Consider the following 15,782-nt stretch of genomic DNA (forward strand, 5'->3'; position numbering starts at 1 on the left):
GTTCCAGGGCGGGGGACCGTCAGGCCGAGGCCCGCCGGACCAGGCTGGTCTCCGTGATCACCGAGGCCGTCGCCGCGTCCGCCGCCCCGTCGAGGAGCCGCATCAGCAGCCGCACCATCAACCGGCCCATGCCCTCGACGTCCTGGTGGACCGTCGTGAGCGCCGGATCGGTCTCCCGCACCACCGCCTCCATGTCGTCGAAGCCGACCACCGCGACGTCCTCGGGCACCCGCAGGCCGCGCTCGCGGAGCGTCCGCAGCGCGCCCGCCGCCATCAGGTCGTTGGCGGCGAACACCGCGTCGACGTCCGGCCGCCGCTCCAGCAGTTCGGCCATCGCGCGCGCCCCGCTCTCCCGCGTGAAGTCACCCTCGCACAGCAGCTCCGGATCCGGATCGACCAGGACGTCGTGATAGCCGGCGACCCGGTCGAGCGCCGAGGTCTGGTCGCGCGGTCCCGCGAGGTGAGCGATCCGCCGCCGCCCCAGCGACACCAGGTGCCGCACCGCCTCGCGCGCCCCACCCCGGTTGTCGCAGTCCACGTACGGCACGGTCGGCCCGGGAGCGACCGGCCGGCCGCCGAACACGGCGGGCACCCTGCTCCGGGCGATCAGCGCCGGCAGCCGGTCGTCGCTGTGCAGCGAGAAGGCCAGCGCGCCGTCCACGTGCCCGCCGTCCAGATAGCGCGCGATCCGCCCGTGGTCGCCCGGGCCCTCCACCCACAGCAGCACCAGCTGGGTGTCCCGGGCGGTCAGCTCCCGGCTGATCCCGCGCACCTGCTGCTCGAAGAAGGGGTCGGAGAAGATCCGGAACTCCGGCTCCGCGATGATCACGGCCACCGCGCCGTGCCGCCGGGTCACCAGGGAGCGCGCGGCGTGGTTCGGTACGTAGCCGAGTTCGTCGACCGCCTCGCGCACCTTGTCGACCAGTGCCTGCCGCACGCCCGAGCCGCCGTTGACCACCCGTGAGACGGTCGCCCGGGACACCCCGGCGCGCGCCGCGACGGCCTCCAGGGTGGGGCGGGGCGGCTCCGTGGTCTCCTCGGGCAAGGCGGGCACTCCTCGTTCCTCCGTTCCGCACGGGCGTGGCGACGCCGCTCAGGATAGTCCCTGGAAGGCCCCTTCTGAGAGCGCTCCCAAGATGCGAGAGGGGAGGCGGGAGGCTACGCCGAACGGCTGGCGGCTGTGACGCCGGGCGGGCCGCAGGGAACCCCTCCAGAGACACGCCCGTAGGCCCATACGCCGATACGCCCCATGCCCATCCGTACGCCCGACGGGGCCGCCGCAGGAGGGAGAGGCCCGCCATGACCGCCGCCCCCGAGGAGCCGGCCCGCGACCACGAGCCGATCGGCGACCGCGACCGTGAGCAGGCCCGCGGCCGCGCCGGCGCGTCCGGCGAGGACCCCGTCGTCGAGCGGCTGCTGCGGCACGGCATCCTCCACATCAGCGAACCGATCACCGACGCCACCGCCGACCGCGTCACCGCCGAGCTGCTGCTCCTCGCCGCCGAGAACGACCGCCCCGTCACCCTCTACATCAACTCGCCCGGCGGATCCGTGCCCGCGGGCATGGCGATCTACGACGTGATGCGGCACATCGGCAACGACGTCGTCACCATCGGCCTCGGCTACTGCGCCTCGATGGCCCAGTTCCTGGTCTCCGCGGGCACCCCCGGCAAGCGCTACGCCCTCCCCAACGCCCGGATGATGCTGCACCTGCCGGCCTTCGCCCAGCCCCCCACCGGCACCGGCGAGGGCATCCGCCACGAGGAGCTGCGCTACAGCCGCGACCGCATCGCCGACCTCCTCGCCGGCTTCACCCACCGCGAAGTCGCCCAGGTGGTACGGGACTTCGCCGAGGACCGCTGGCTGACCCCGGCGGAGGCGCTGGAGTACGGACTGATCGACCGCGTCCTGGACGCGGCGCCGCCCGCCACCTGACGGCCCGGGGCCGACGGGCGGTCAGGGGGCTCACCCCCGCAGCCGGGTGTTCAGCCGCGCCGCCTGCCGGGTCAGATGGTTCCGCTCGGCGAGGTTCGTCGCCTCCCGGGCCGCCTCCGCGTAGAGCCGGGCCGCCGTCCTCAGGTCGCCGGCCCGCTCGTGGAGGTACGCGGCGGCCGCCGCGTACCGGGGAAGCGCCGGGTCCAGCTCCGCGAGGGCCGCGAGACCCGCGCGCGGACCGTCGGCCTCGCCGACGGCGACGGCCCGGTTGAGCCGGACGACCGGGCCGTCGTTGAACCGCGCCAGCTCGTCGTACCACTCCACGATCTGCACCCAGTCCGTCTCCGCGGCCGTCGGGGCGTCCGCGTGCAGCGCCGCGACCGCCGCCTGCGCCTGGAACTCGCCGAGCCGGTCCCGGGCGAGCGCCGCCTGCAGGATCTCCACCCCCTCGGCGATCAGCGCCGTGTCCCACAGTCGGCGGTCCTGCTCGGCGAGCGGTACGAGACTGCCGTCGGGCGCCGTCCGGCCGGCCCGCCGGGCGTGGTGCAGCAGCATCAGCGCCAGCAGCCCCGCCACCTCGGGGTGGTCGAACGCCGCCGCCAGCTGCCGGGTCAGCCGGATCGCCTCGGCGGCCAGGTCGACATCACCGGAGTAGCCCTCGTTGAACACCAGATAGAGCACCCGCAGCACCGTCGAGACGTCTCCCGGCCGGTCGAACCGCACCTGTGAGACCGTCCGCTTGGCGCGGCTGATGCGCTGCGCCATCGTCGCCTCCGGCACCAGATAGGCCGCCGCGATCTGGCGGGTGGTCAGCCCGCCGACCGCGCGCAGCGTCAGGGCGACCGCCGACGACGGGGTCAGCGACGGATGCGCGCACAGGAAGTACAGCCACAGCGTGTCGTCCCCTTGCGCGGCGGGGCCGGGCTCCGGCTCCACCTCGACCAGCTCCTCGCGCCGCCGCCGGGCCGCGTCCGCCCGCGTGGCGTCCAGGAACCTGCGCCACGCCACGGTCACCAGCCAGCCCTTCGGATCGCGCGGCGGATCGGCCGGCCACACCCGCACCGCCTCCACCAGCGCGTCCTGGACGGCGTCCTCGGCCGCCGCGAAGTCCGCTCCGCGGCGGACGAGGACCGCGAGCACACCCGGCGTCAGGCTCCGCAGCAGCGCCTCGTCCATCGTTTTCCGGTCACTCCCCGACTCGTCCGTGGTGCCGTGATTCCCCGATGCCTCCGTTCACTCCGTGATGGTGAGCGGCTCGGTGAGGAAGGGCCGCAGCTCCAGCCACTCGTGGATCGGCTCCCCGCCCGCCCCCGGCGCCGCCGACAGCTCACCGGCCAGCTCGACCGCCCGCTCGTACGAGTCGACGTCGATCACCATCCACCCGGCGATCAGGTCCTTCGTCTCGGCGAACGGCCCGTCCGTCACCGGCGGCCGCCCCTCCCCGTCGTACCGCACCCACGCTCCCTGCGGCGCCAGCGCCTGCCCGTCGACGAACTCGCCGGTCTTCTCCAGACGGGCCGCGAAGTCCCGCATGTAGGCCATGTGCGCCGTGACCTCCTCCGGCGTCCACTGGTCCATGGGAACGTCGTTCACGGGGTCGGGGGCGCCGCGGTAGTGCTTGAGAAGCAGGTACTTGGCCATGATCTCTCCTCGATGGGGTGCGACCCATTCTGGTCGCGCTCACACCGGGGACGGAGCCGACGACGCGTTCTCGACATCCCCGCCCGAGATTTTTTCCGGAGCCGCCCGGACGGGCCCCGAAGGGTGCCCCCGCCCGCTCTGGCCCCGGCCGGGCCCACCCCGTAGGCTGCGTGATCCACATCATCCGGGGGGATCGTGAACATCACGGGGATCACGACCATCACGCGCCGACGCAGACCGCCGGCCTTCCTGCTGCTCGGGCTGGCCATCGCCCTCGGCGCCGGGGTCGTCGCGGGACTCGCCGCGGGTGGCGAGGGGGCGCTGGTCCTGTTGCTCGGGCTGCGTGAGTACGTGGTGGTGCTGGGGTGGCTCTTCCTGGCCGCGCTGACCGGGGCCGTCCTGCTGGGGCTGCCCTCGCGGTCCTGGCTGCGCGTGCCCCTGGCCACCGGACTGCTCGTCATCGGCGCGCCGATCCTGCTCATCGGCGGATGGGTCTCGGGAACGTTCGGTGACGACGACCAGGAGCTGCGGACGGAGCCGGCTCCCGGCCGCGCCGACCGCCGGCTGGTCGTGGTCGACGTGACCGGCGGCTTCCTGGACCCCACGCGGTGCGTCCACGTCCGCCAGGGCATCCCGCCCTGGGAACGCCGCTGGAGCGTCGGCTGCTTCAACGCCGACGCCGAGGAGAACGCGCTCGCCGAGGCGGCCTGGACGGCCCCGGACCGGATCCGCATGACCACCGAGGGCGGCGCGGTCCACACGGTGACCCTCGACGCGCACGGCCGGCCGGACCGGATCGTCTCCGTGCCCGAAATGCGCTGAGGGGGGGGGCGGCGCCCCCTTCTCACCGCGGCCGAAACCCCTGCGTTCGAACGGGTGGGCTCCGTCGTTGTTCCTCGGGACGACACCCCGCATCCGCTCACGGAGGCCGCGATGACCCCCTTCCCAGACCCGCAGCCCGTACCGTCGGAGGTGGGCGGCGCGGACGTGCCGGCGCACGCCTCGGCGGTGATCCACGACGGCGAGGGGTGCCGTCTGCTGCACCTGCGGGACGCCGGCACACCCGAGATCCGGGCACGGGGGACCTGGTCGCTGCTGGGCGGCGTGCGCGCCGGGCGCGCGTACACCGAGCCGGGCTGGGCCGGGCGGTGACCGACTTCGCCGCAGTGGGGCGCGACTACGCCGAGCACTCCGGCAGTGCCCGTGGCCGGCTGCGCCACGACCTGGTCGCCCACCGCCTGCTCGCCGAGCTGCCGGACCGCCCGTCCACGGTGCTCGACGTGGGGTGCGGGGACGGCGAGATGACCCTGCGGCTGGCCGCCGCCGGGCACCGGGTGACCGCCGTGGACCCGTCGGAGGGGATGCTCGCCGCCGCGGCCCGGCGCATCGCCGCCCGGCCCGAACTCGCCCCGCGCGTCCGCCTCCTGGAGGCGGGCGTCCACGACCTCCCGTTCGCGACCGAGCGGTTCGACGCGGTGTGCTGCCACGGCGTGCTCATGTATCTGGACGAGTCGGCGACGGCCGTCGCCCGGCTGGCCGGCCTCCTCGCCCCCGGTGGGCTGCTGAGCATCCTGACGAAGAACCGGGCCGCGATCGGCGTCCGGGAGGCGCTGCGCGGCGACTACGAGGTGGCCCGCGCACTCATCGAGGGCGGCGCGGGCACGAGCGTCGGGAACCTCGGCATGCCGACGCGCGGCGACACCGCCGAGGAGCTCGACCGGCTCGCTGCCGCCCAGGGCCTCGTCCCGCTGCCCTGGCAGGGCGTGCGGATCTTCCACGACCACCGCGCGGACTGGACGCCGGACCCGGAGGAGTACCGCCTCGCCCTGGCCACCGAGCGGGCCGCCTCGGAGCGCGATCCGTACCGCCGGCTGGGACGGCTCGTCCACGCCCTGGCCCGGCGCTCCCGTCCCACCGGCGGCGCGTCCGGCCCCGCACGATCCCGATGAAGTCCCCCCCACCGGACGGGCGCCGCCCGCGACACGATCGGAGAAGACCATGACCCTGACCGACGAGGAGTACGGCGCGCTGCGCGCCTCGGCCGCCCTGTGGGCCGGGACGTCCGTGCTGATCACCAACCGGTGCGGCGACGTGCTGGTCCAGCACGTCGACTATCTGGAGACCTGTCTGCTGCCGGGCGGCGGTGTCGACGCCGGCGAGTCGCCCGCGCGGGCCGCCGCCCGCGAGCTGAGGGAGGAGCTCGGGGTCACCGCGGTGGTCGAGCGCGGCCTCGCCGTGGACTGGGTGTCGGCCGCGAGTGCGGCGGCGCCGGCGGCCATGCGGTTTCCCGGGGAGCTGCTGCACGTCTTCGACGGCGGCACCTGGGACGAGGAGCGGATCGGCGCGATCCGGCTGCCCGAGCAGGAGATCGAGGATGTCGAGTTCGTCGAACCGGCCCGGCTGCCGGAGCTGATGACGCCGCGGGACGCGCGCCGCGCGCTGTCCGCCCTCCGGGCGCGGGTCCACGGGGCGGGCGCCGTGCTCCTGGAGGACGGACTGCCCCTCGCGCCGACCGTCCTCGACCGGGTCGGCGTTCTGCGGACCCCGCGGGCACGCCGCCCCGCGCCGGACGGCCTCGCGGCGGAGCGCTCGCAGAGGTGGCTGTTCGCACCCGACGGGCGCGTCCTCGTACTGCTCGATCCGGCCACGGGCACCGCGTTCCTGCCGGGCGACACACCGCTGCCTCAAGGAGACGGGGTCGGGGGCGGGCTGGGCGACGCGGGCGGGGTCTCCTTCGCCGCCCTCGCCGAACTGGGCCAGGGCCAATGGGAAGCGGTCCCCGGAAGCCCGTACGTCCGCGTCCTCGCCACCCCGGAACAGGCCCTCGAACTCCTCGACCGGGGCGCACCGGCCGAGGACCTGCTGGCCGCCGTCCATCATGCCCGGGAGGGCCTGGGCCTTCCGCGGGCCGCCCGTCAGGCGGTCACGGAGACGGGTGGGGCGGGCACCCGGGACGTCAACGTGGGTTGACAAGACCCTGCCGTCAACCTACGTTGACAGACATGAGTGAGGCGACCGATCTGGCCAGCCGCGCCGGCGACCGCGACCCCCGTGTGGGCCTGCGGGCCGTGGCCGCGCTGCGGCGGCTGTTGGAGCAGTTGGAGGCCGTGCAGGTGCGCAGCGCACGGGCGCAGGGGTGGTCCTGGCAGGAGATCGCGGCCGAGCTGGGCGTCAGCAGGCAGGCCGTGCACAAGAAGTACGGGAGGTCCTAGATGTTCGAGAGGTTCACCGCGACGGCGCGCTCCGCCGTGGTCGGGGCGCAGGCGGAGGCCGCGCAGGCGGACGCCACGACGGTGGGGGAGGAGCACCTGCTGCTCGCCCTGCTCGAGCAGGGGGCACTCGACCCGCTGGGCGTGGACCGGGCCGCCGTGCGGGCCGGACTGGGCGAGGCACGGCGCCGGGGCGGCCTGTCGAAGGCCGACGAGGAGGCCCTCGCCGGGCTGGGCATCGACCTCGGCGAGGTGGTGGCCCGCATCGAGGAGACCCACGGCGAGGGCGCGCTGAGCGCCGCCGCCCCACGGGGCCGGGCGCGCGCCGCGGGGCTGTTCGGCCGCCGGGAACCCGGCCCCCGGTCCCACCGTCCGTTCGCGACCGAGACCAAGCAGGTGCTGGAGAAGTCGCTCCGTATCGCACTCGGACGCAAGGACAGGGAAATCGGCGCCCGGCACCTGGTCCTCGCCCTCGTCGCACGCCCCGGCCCGGTCTCCGAGGTCCTCGCGGACCACGGCGTCACCTACGAGCGGGCGGAGCGTGAACTGTCCGGGTAGCACCGGTCCCGGCAGCGGCGCCGACGCGGTAGCGGGTGCGGCGGAGCCGTACCCAGTCGGCCGCGGTGCCGCCGCCGATGAGCAGGGCGGCGCCGGCCAGGACCCAGGCGGCGGTCTGCCAGGCGGGCCGTGAGCCGGAGGAGAGGCCGAGGACGCACCGGCCGGGGCCGGAGGGGGCGGGCGGACGGCCCTGTCTAGCATGGGCGACCATGACGAGGACGCAGGTGGGGGCCGTCGGCCGGCTGTTGCGCGCACTGATCGGGACCGTACCGGAGCCGGAGGGCGCGGGCCGGGAGGGCGGCGGGGCCCTCGGCGCGGTGGAACGGACGCGGCCCGCGCGGGGCGTGGCCGCCGGCGTCGCCACGGCGGGCGGCCCCGACGCCGAAACGGGCGCCCTCCTCAGGAAACTGACGGAGCGCCACCTGGGCGCCGACCCCGACCGCTGGTGCGCGCTGCACGACGCCCTGGCCACGTACCGCGGCGAGCTCCCCGCCCTCCTCGCCGACCTCCCGGCCCCGACGCCGGCGGCCGAGGGCGAGGTCCGCCCGCCCGCACCGCGCAGCGTCCACCGCACGCTCGGCCTGCTCCTCGAACACGCCGAACCCCGGCACGCCGCGACCGCCCTCGCCGCCCTGCCCGAGCGGGTCACGACGGAACTCCTGGCCGGCGGGCCCCTGCCGGCCCCCGCCCTCGTCACCGCGGTCGTCGACCACGGCGACACCCGCACCCGTGCGGCCCTGGCCCGCCACCCGCGGCTCGACGCCCGGGACCTCGCCCGGCTCGCCGCCGTCGGCGACGCCGGGGTGACCGCGGCCGTCTACCGCAATCCGCGCACCACCCCGTCCCTGCGCCGCACGATCGCCGACCGGTTCGACACCGTCCCGCTCGACGACACCCTCCGCGCCGAACTCACCGCGCCGCACGGCCGGGCCCCGCGCACCTGGCTCGCCCCGCTGCTCGGCTCGGGCGACCCGGCGCTCGTGCTCCCGGCCCTGCGCTGGGGCGTGCGCCGGACCGCCCAGCAGTACGCCCTGCTGAGGATCTGGGAGCGCAGCGGCCCGGACGCCGTACGCGCCCTGCTCGACGCCCCCGACGCGCGCTCCGTGCTGCACAGGGACGTGGTCGACACCGTCACGGCGGCCCTGGCCGCCCCCGACGGCGACGGGCCGCGCCGACTGCGCGCGCAGGGCGAACCGTACGAGGACCCCGCCCGGCTGCCCGCGCTCCTCGCCACCGCACGCGGCACCACCACCCTGCGCGACCTGCTCACCGAGCCGTACGCGCACGACCTCGACGCCCTCGCCGCGGCCCACGCGAAGACCCCGTTCATGCCGAAGGCCTGCGAGGAACTGGCCCGGCACGAGGCGGCGAGCGACGAACAGCGCCGGGCGTTCCGGATCAGCGTCCTCAACGAACCGTGGCGGACCGGAGGCCGCCGCGCCGGCAACACCACCCCGCCCGCCCGGCGCCTCGCGGCGGAGGAACTCGACGACAGCGCCCCCGACTGGGCCGAGGGCATGGCGGCCGCGGGTCTCCTCGACCCGCTCGACCTCGTCCGCACCGCCCGTCCCGCCGGCCACGCCCTCGCCGCGCTCGCCCGTCTCGCCGAACGCGACCTGCTGGGCGCCGAGGCGACCGCCGAACTGCGAGGCCTCGCCGACACGCACCTGGGCGAGCGGGAGGATGCCTGGGCGGCCCTGGACACCCTCCTGCCGCAGCACCGCGGCAGCCTCGCCGAGTTCGTCGCCGAGGCGGGCAAGGCCGCGGACGAGACCGTCCCCGCGCCGGCGCACGGGACACCGGCGCACGGGACACCGGCGCACGAGACGCCGGCGCACGAGCCCGCGGCCCGCCCGGAAGACCGGCCACCGACCGCGCCCCCCGCTCCTCCGCAGCCCTCGGCGCCCGCCTCCCCCCGCCCCTTCCGCCGCGGCGACCGGGTGCTCGCCCTCGCCGCGCTCGACCTTCTCCTCTCCCTCGCCCCGGACGACGCGCCCCGGCCCGCCGACCCCGAGGTGCTGCGCGCCCTGACCGTGCACGAACCGGCGACCGCGCCCGGCCTCGCCACCCCGGCCTGGTTCGCCGCCGCCTGCGCCGCGCACGGCATCCCCGCCTCCGAGGACGGCTACGCCCACGAGGCGCCCGGCCTCGCGGACGTACGGTCCCCGCTGCCCGAGACCTACGGTTCCGGAGCACAGCACTTCGAGCGGGCCTACGCGCAAGGCGTACTGCCCGCCGAGGAGTTGCTCGCCGTGCTGCCCGCCCGGCGGCTGCTCCTGCTGCCGTACGACTGGCAGCGCCTGGCGTTCGCCGACGCCTGGCGGGCCGCGCTCGCCCGCCGGCTGCGCACCGCCCTCGGCACCGACCCCGAGGCCTGGCTCCGGCTGGCCGCGACCGTGACCGCGTCCGAGGCGGCCGCCGAGGACCTCACCTGGGCTGAGCTCCTGGAACGCGCGCTCTCGGACGCCCGCCCGGCGCCCGGCGCGAGCACCGTCATCGGCCGGCCCAGGCCGGCCACCCCGGACGAGGCGCTCGACCTCCTCGCCCACGGCGACCACCTGTGGGGCTGGCCGGAGGGCACCCTGCTCTGCCTCGCCGACCCCGAGGTGATCGCCGCCGTCCTGCCCCGGCTCGGCCCCGACGGACCCTGGCTCCTCGCCGCCTACCTGCTCCGCCACGACCGCACTCCGCCCGCCGCCCTGGACCGGCTGCTCGCGGACCGCGACCCCGAGGCCCTGCGCGTGCTGGCCACCCAGTCCCGCTGGATGGAGCGGAGCGGCGCGGTGCGGCACCTCGTCGACCTCGACGACCCCGAGGTCGACCTCGCCCTGCTGCGGCACGGGGTGTCCCGGACCCTCGTCCACCGGATCGTGTCCCGGTCCCGGCCCGGCGGCGGGCGCCCGTCCCTCGGTGCCCGGGTGCTCGCCGACTGGCGTGCCGGGGGCGCCGCATGGCCGGCCGGCGGCACGGCCTGGCTGTGCTCCGCCGAACCCGACCTCGTCGAGGCGCTGCTCGACGCCACCGGCTCACGGCTCGGCCTCGCCGAGCAACTCCTCGGCTGCCTGCGCCTCTTCGAGCACGGCGGGCCCGAGCGGCTGGCCCGGCTCGCCGCGCGCTCCGCCCTGGGGCGCTCCGCCACCACCGTCTGCGCGAAGGCCCTGACCGCGGCGGACCCCGCCGCCGTGCTCCGCGCCCGGCTGGACCGCGAGCTCGCGCCGGAGAAGCTCGTCCGGAAGCTGCGGCGCTCCCGGAGCGCCGCGCACACCCGGGACCTCGTCGCGTCCCTGCCGCCCGGGGAGCCGGTCGACTGGGCCGCGCTCGAAGCCGCCCACGCAGAGGAACCGCTCCCGCACTGGCAGGACCTGGTGCGCCTGGACGGCGTGCCCGAGGACGTACGGCTGCGGCACGCTGCCCTGCTGCCCGAGCCGGGACCCGACGGGCTGCACGACAGCGCGCGGCTCACCCGGGAACGCGCCCGTTACGGCCTCGGCGGGCTGTACCGGCACGCGCCCTCCACCCAGCTGGACGGGCTGCTCGCGGCGGGCCTCCTCGACGCGCCCGACCTGCTGCGCCTCGCGGCCCCGGCGGCCCGGCTGCTCGCCTACCTGGGCGCCGCGGCCCGCCGTACGGACGCCCCGCCGCAGGCCGCCGAGGCCCGCACCCTGCTCGCGGACCTGGTGCGCTCCCGCCTCGGCACGGACCCGGCGGCCTGGCACCGGGTCGCCGAGCGGCTGACCGGCCTCGACCCCGCGTGGGACCCGGACTCCACGGTGGAGGCGCTGCTCACGGCGTGACCCGCGCGTGAGCGGGCGACGCGCGTCGGCGCGCGCGGACCGGTCGGGGGCCGGTACGCGCGCGCCGGGGCGGGTCAGCAGGCGCCGAGGTCCTGCCAGACCCCCCACTCGCCGGTGGTGCCGGGCTCCTCGCCCAGCGTCCACCACTTGGCCTTCCAGGTGTGCCCCTTGTGGGACACCTGCCGGCCGCCGGTGTAGACGGTGCCGGAGCTCCAGGGGGGTGCCGTGCACTGGTGTCCGGTGCCGCCGGTGATGGTCAGGGTGTAGGTCGCGGTGTGCGCGGCCGAGGGGCCCGCCGCCGTGACCGTGATCGGGTACGTCCCCGAGACCGCCGCCGACGTCGTCGCCAGGGTGAGCGTCGACGAGCCGCCGGCCGTCACCGAGGCCGGGCTGAAGGAGGCGGTGACCCCGGCCGGCAGGCCGGAGGCGCTCAGGCTCACGGACTGGGCCGCTCCGGAGGTGACCGCCGTGCTGACGGTGGTGGTGGCGGAGGCGCCCGCCGCCACGGTGCCGGAGGCCGGGCCGGTGGTCACGGAGAAGTCGTCGGCCGGGGTGGTGGTCCCGCCGGTGAAGGGCGCGAAGACATGGCTGAAGTCCCAGGTGTTCTGCGCGATGCCGGAGCAGTTGTCGGCGGCGGCGCCGCCGGGGCAGCCGCCGTTGTCGCGCTGGAGGGCCCAGAAGGACAGGGTGTTGATGCCCTGGGCGACCGCCCAGTCGTACACGGTGCGGGCGTTGGCCAGGGTGAAGGTCTCGGCCGGGCCGAAGTCGTCGACGCCGATCATCTCGGTGACGCCGACCATGGCCCACAGCTGGGCGGCGGTCTTGGTCGGGTAGAGCGCGGCGAGCTGGTCGTGGAGCCCCTGGGCCGCGGTCTGGGTGTCCTTGGCCATGTCGTGGGCGGCGTTGTCGTAGTAGTCGAAGGTCATGAGGTTGACGACGTCGACCCGGGCGCCGTTCGCGACGGCGTTCTTGAGGACGGCCAGTCCGCTGGGCGCGAGACCGCCGGTCGTCGTCGGCAGGGTGTACGAGATCTCCAGCTTGCGGCCGGAGGCGGCGGCCCGGTCCTGGAGGAGCTTGATGGCCTTGTTGCGGCGGTCGATGCCGGCGCTGTCGTCGAGCGAGTCGACCTCGATGTCCATGTCGAGGCGCGTGACGTCGTAGGTGGTGAGGACCTTCTCGTACGCGTCGGTGATCTGCTTGACGTCGGTGCAGCTGTCGGCGATCTCGGTGCCGGTGGTGTCGGCGGTGTAGCCGCCGAAGGAGGGGATCACGTCCCCGCCCCGGCCCTGCATGGTCGTGATGTCGGCGCCGAAGACGGCGCTGGAGACCGGCATGCCCGTGTCGCCGTTCCAGTACGGCGTGCACGAGCCCTTCGTCGCGGTCTGCAGAAAGGCCATGGTGAGGTGCTTGGCGCCCGACTGGGCGGACAGGGCGGCGGGGCTCTCGCCGGTCCATGCCTCGAAGTACGGCGCGAAGACCCGGTTGGGCAGTGGCGTCGCCGCCTGGGCGGTGCCGGCGTCGAGCGCGGTCAGCCCGGCCGCGGCGACGGCGGTGGTGACGGCGGCGACGATCGCGCGCAGCGTGCGCATGCGTCTCATGTCAGTCAGTCCCAGCTGTGTGAGGGGTGGGAAGCACCCCGCTCCGGCGGGAGCGCGGGCGGGGTGCGGGTACTGGGATAGCGGCCGCCGAGGAACCGGGTCAATGGTCTGGACCAGGATGGGAGTGGACCGGTCGCGGGCATCGCGGTTCGTTTCCCCTGCCCACCCCAGGGGGTGTGGACTAGACCAATTCCTGGAATTTTGACGGCTCTTGACCTGACGTCGGACGCGGCCGGATCACGACGCGCTCCAGACGGGGGCGTACTCGACGTGGATCTCGCGCCCGTTGGCGAGGGTGCCGTCGTCGGAGCGGAACCGCGTGCAGTGGTGCGGGCCGTGCGGGTAGGGGGCGACGTCCTCCGGCCCGGTCCTGGCCAGCTCGTGGAAGTGTCCGGCGGTCTCCCTGAACACCTTGGCGCTGCCGGTCATGAAGAGGGTCTCGGCCCGGACGTGCTGGTGGATGAGGTCCCGGTTCTCCCGGTGGTGCCGCGCGGCCGGGTCGAGGCCGGCATCGGCCTCCAGTGCCGCCGCGGACAGCGTGACCGTCCGCGGACGGCCCCGGCCGAGGCGGCTGCGGATGTCCTTCCAGTCCGCCGGTGCGAACTGGAGCGAGTGGTGCAGCAGGACGAGATCGAGCAGGCGCGGCGTGTCCTCGGGCGGTCCCGGCACGGGCGGGCGGTTGGCGCGGATCGGCAGGTGGACCAGCGCGCGCGGAGACATCGCGGCCAGTGTCCACAGGCCGCCGATCCGCTCGGCGGCCTCCTTGTCGACGTAGGCGTCCAGGGAGTAGGCACGATCGATCAGTACCGCGTGGGGGAGCGGGCGGCCGGGCCGGACGACCTGGAACTCCCGCGCTCCGAGGCGGACCTGGTGGACGAGCAGGGACAGCTTCACCGGTCCGCCGCTCCCGGCGGCTCCTCGGACGCGTCCAGCTGGTGGTCGGCCCACACGTAGGTCTCCGGCAGCAACTCGGCGATGCGGACGGGGCGCAGGTCCTCGCCCGCGCCGACGATGACCGTCAGACCGGGGAAGTAGTCGAGCAGCACCTGCCGGCAGCGGCCGCACGGCGGGACGACGCCCCGGTCGCGGTCGCCCACCGCGACGACGGTGGTCAGCTCGTACGCCCCCTGGGCCGCGGCCGCCCCGATGAGCACCAGCTCGGCGCAGGGTCCGCCGGTGAAGTGGTAGGCGTTCATCGCCGTGACGATCCGCCCGTCCGCCGCACGGGCCGCCGCCGCCATCGTGTGGTTGTCGCCGTGGCTGCGCGTGCGGGCCACGCGGGCCGCGGCCTCCACGAGTTCACGGTCGACGGCCGGCCGGGCGTCGACGGGGCGGGGCTCCGCGGTCATGCTGTGTGCCTACTTCCAGGATCGGTTCGCTGTCCGGCGACCGACCGTGCCTCAGGCGGCCAAGATCCGCAACCGGAATTCGCCCGCCTCGGGCCGACCCCGCTGGAGGGCGTGGGGTTTTGGGGCCGGCTAGGCCGGCCGGGGGCCGTCGTCCGGCCGTACCGTCACCGGTCGTTCGAAGAAGGTCTCCAGGACGACCGTCGCCTGGGTGCCGCTCACCCCCTCGATCGCGTACAGGCGGCGCAGCACGTCCTGCAGCTGCTCCGTGGTCGTCGTCCGCACCTTCACGAGCAGCGTGGCGCTGCCCGCGATGACATGGGCCTCCACGATCTCCGGAAGCGCGGCGAAGGCCTCCGCCGAGTCGCCCATCCAGGCGTGGGCGTCGACCATGACGAAGGCGAGCACGCCGCCGCCCACCACGGCCGGGTCCACCTCCACGGTGGTGCGCCGGATGACCCCGCGCTCGCGCAGCTTGCGCACCCTCTCGTGTGCCGCGCCGGCGGACAGGCCCGCGGCCCGGCCGAGCGCCGCGTAGGACTGCGTGGCGTCCCGCTGGAGTTCCGTCAGCAGCACCCGGTCGATGTGATCCACAACTCTCCATTCGGCATGACCTTGCCAAGACCATATCTCATCCTCCAGTCTCCCCATCGAGCCGAAGAATGTTCGGTCGACATGGCACGGAGGGGAACCATGACCGGCGAAGGCCCCGGACTCTACGAGATGTTCGACGAGCGCTTCCGCACCGGACGGTGCATGAACGGAGACGCCGACCTAGAGGTTTTGTACACCGGCTGCCGCTGGGCGGAAGGGCCCGTCTACGTCCCGGCCTGGCGGCAGGTGGTGTGGAGCGACATCCCGAACGACCGCATGCTCCGCTGGGACGAGGAGACCGGCGCGGTCGCGGTCTTCCGCCGCTCGGCCGGTCACACCAACGGCAACACCCTCGACCGCCAGGGCCGGCTCGTCACCTGCGAGCAGGGCAACCGCCGGGTGACCCGCACCGAGCACGACGGCACCGTCACCGTCCTCGCCGACCGCTGGCAGGGCAAGCGGCTCAACAGCCCCAACGACGCCACCGTGAAGTCGGACGGCTCCATCTGGTTCTCCGACCCCGACTTCGGCATCACCAGCGACTACGAGGGCCACCGCGCCGACAGTGAGATCGGCGCCAACAACGTCTACCGCATCGACCCCGACACCGGCGAGGTGCGCCTCGTCGCCGACTGCTTCGGCGCCCCGAACGGCCTGGTCTTCTCCGCCGACGAACAGCAGCTGTACGTCTCCGACACCCGCGCCGGGTACATCAGGGTCTTCGACGTGCGCGAGGACGGCACCCTCTCCGAGGGCAAGATCTTCGCCGACGCCTCCGGGCGCCCGAACGCCCGCTTCGACAACCTCCGCTTCGACGACGGCGGACGCCTCTGGGCCGCCGCCATGGGCGACGGCGTGCACTGCTACGACCCCGACGGCACCCTGATCGGCCGGCTCGTCGTCCCCGAGGCCGTCGCGAACATCTCCTGGGGCGGAGCCAAGCGGAACCGTCTCTTCATCGCCGCCGAGACCAGCCTCTACTCCCTGGTCATGGCGGTCACGGGCACCCACCCCACCGGTCCGGGGCGCTCGCCCTGGACGTACACGGTTTGAAAGCGCCCCGCCGTCGCCAGCCTGAGTACGAGACGGCGCACGGGCCGGCGACGG

16 protein-coding genes are annotated in these 15,782 nt (G+C 75.2%); 9 read left to right on the forward strand and 7 right to left on the reverse strand.

The window, feature by feature from the left end:
* Positions 1–19 precede the first annotated feature (19 nt).
* Positions 20–1,045 (reverse strand): LacI family DNA-binding transcriptional regulator, encoded by a 1,026-nt coding sequence (locus tag ACIGW2_RS27580; RefSeq protein ID WP_391655489.1) that lies wholly within the window; start codon positions 1,043–1,045, stop codon positions 20–22.
* A gap of 254 nt (positions 1,046–1,299) precedes the next feature.
* On the opposite strand from ACIGW2_RS27580, the gene ACIGW2_RS27585 reads away from it, so the two are divergent.
* Complete coding sequence (locus ACIGW2_RS27585; protein ID WP_399846681.1) at positions 1,300–1,935, forward strand: ClpP family protease; 636 nt, start codon at positions 1,300–1,302, stop codon at positions 1,933–1,935.
* A gap of 30 nt (positions 1,936–1,965) precedes the next feature.
* Here the strand turns inward: ACIGW2_RS27585 and ACIGW2_RS27590 are convergent, their stop codons facing one another.
* Together ACIGW2_RS27590 and ACIGW2_RS27595 are read right to left on the reverse strand one after the other, a co-directional pair.
* A complete protein-coding gene (locus tag ACIGW2_RS27590) occupies positions 1,966–3,111 on the reverse strand; it encodes an RNA polymerase sigma factor (protein WP_399846683.1) in 1,146 nt (381 codons plus the stop codon).
* A 57-nt stretch (positions 3,112–3,168) separates the two neighbouring features.
* On the reverse strand, positions 3,169–3,576 hold the full coding sequence (locus ACIGW2_RS27595) for a YciI family protein (protein ID WP_361581683.1): 408 nt from the start codon (positions 3,574–3,576) through the stop codon (positions 3,169–3,171).
* 195 nt (positions 3,577–3,771) lie between these two features.
* Here ACIGW2_RS27595 and ACIGW2_RS27600 point away from each other — a divergent pair, with 195 nt between their 5' ends.
* The 7 genes from ACIGW2_RS27600 (at position 3,772) to ACIGW2_RS27630 (ending at position 11,137) form a co-directional block, all read left to right on the forward strand.
* Positions 3,772–4,398 carry a hypothetical protein gene (locus tag ACIGW2_RS27600; RefSeq protein ID WP_399846684.1) on the forward strand — a complete coding sequence of 209 codons (627 nt, stop codon included), beginning with the start codon at positions 3,772–3,774 and terminating at the stop codon, positions 4,396–4,398.
* A 111-nt stretch (positions 4,399–4,509) separates the two neighbouring features.
* Complete coding sequence (locus ACIGW2_RS27605) at positions 4,510–4,728, forward strand: hypothetical protein (RefSeq protein ID WP_399846685.1); 219 nt, start codon at positions 4,510–4,512, stop codon at positions 4,726–4,728.
* Positions 4,725–5,525: a class I SAM-dependent methyltransferase gene (locus ACIGW2_RS27610; RefSeq protein WP_399846687.1), complete on the forward strand. Its 801-nt coding sequence runs from the start codon at positions 4,725–4,727 to the stop codon at positions 5,523–5,525. Before ACIGW2_RS27605 ends, ACIGW2_RS27610 begins: the two co-directional genes overlap by 4 nt.
* A 49-nt stretch (positions 5,526–5,574) precedes the next feature.
* Positions 5,575–6,546: an NUDIX domain-containing protein gene (locus ACIGW2_RS27615; RefSeq protein ID WP_399846689.1), complete on the forward strand. Its 972-nt coding sequence runs from the start codon at positions 5,575–5,577 to the stop codon at positions 6,544–6,546.
* A gap of 32 nt (positions 6,547–6,578) precedes the next feature.
* Entirely contained in the window at positions 6,579–6,788 is a 210-nt protein-coding gene (locus ACIGW2_RS27620; protein WP_356068695.1) for a helix-turn-helix domain-containing protein, read from the forward strand.
* Complete coding sequence (locus tag ACIGW2_RS27625; protein ID WP_399846691.1) at positions 6,789–7,343, forward strand: Clp protease N-terminal domain-containing protein; 555 nt, start codon at positions 6,789–6,791, stop codon at positions 7,341–7,343.
* A 209-nt stretch (positions 7,344–7,552) separates the two neighbouring features.
* Positions 7,553–11,137 carry a hypothetical protein gene (locus tag ACIGW2_RS27630; RefSeq protein ID WP_399846692.1) on the forward strand — a complete coding sequence of 1,195 codons (3,585 nt, stop codon included), beginning with the start codon at positions 7,553–7,555 and terminating at the stop codon, positions 11,135–11,137.
* A gap of 74 nt (positions 11,138–11,211) precedes the next feature.
* On the opposite strand, the gene ACIGW2_RS27635 is transcribed toward ACIGW2_RS27630, so the two are convergent.
* The 4 genes from ACIGW2_RS27635 to ACIGW2_RS27650 form a co-directional block, all read right to left on the reverse strand.
* Complete coding sequence (locus tag ACIGW2_RS27635; protein WP_399846693.1) at positions 11,212–12,735, reverse strand: glycosyl hydrolase family 18 protein; 1,524 nt, start codon at positions 12,733–12,735, stop codon at positions 11,212–11,214.
* A gap of 237 nt (positions 12,736–12,972) precedes the next feature.
* Positions 12,973–13,629, reverse strand: coding sequence for a hypothetical protein (locus tag ACIGW2_RS27640; RefSeq protein WP_399846694.1), 657 nt, complete (start codon positions 13,627–13,629; stop codon positions 12,973–12,975).
* On the reverse strand, positions 13,626–14,084 hold the full coding sequence (locus ACIGW2_RS27645; RefSeq protein ID WP_399846696.1) for a cytidine deaminase: 459 nt from the start codon (positions 14,082–14,084) through the stop codon (positions 13,626–13,628). The genes ACIGW2_RS27640 and ACIGW2_RS27645 overlap by 4 nt, the downstream gene beginning before the upstream one ends.
* A 129-nt stretch (positions 14,085–14,213) precedes the next feature.
* The gene (locus tag ACIGW2_RS27650; protein WP_361581653.1) at positions 14,214–14,675 is read right to left on the reverse strand and encodes an Lrp/AsnC family transcriptional regulator; all 462 of its coding nucleotides are present in this window, start codon (positions 14,673–14,675) and stop codon (positions 14,214–14,216) included.
* A 99-nt stretch (positions 14,676–14,774) separates the two neighbouring features.
* Here ACIGW2_RS27650 and ACIGW2_RS27655 point away from each other — a divergent pair, with 99 nt between their 5' ends.
* Entirely contained in the window at positions 14,775–15,728 is a 954-nt protein-coding gene (locus tag ACIGW2_RS27655; RefSeq protein ID WP_399846698.1) for an SMP-30/gluconolactonase/LRE family protein, read from the forward strand.
* The last annotated feature ends 54 nt before the right edge of the window (positions 15,729–15,782 follow it).

The sequence above is a fragment of the Streptomyces sp. NPDC053541 genome (assembly GCF_044544705.1).
Taxonomy (GTDB): domain Bacteria; phylum Actinomycetota; class Actinomycetes; order Streptomycetales; family Streptomycetaceae; genus Streptomyces.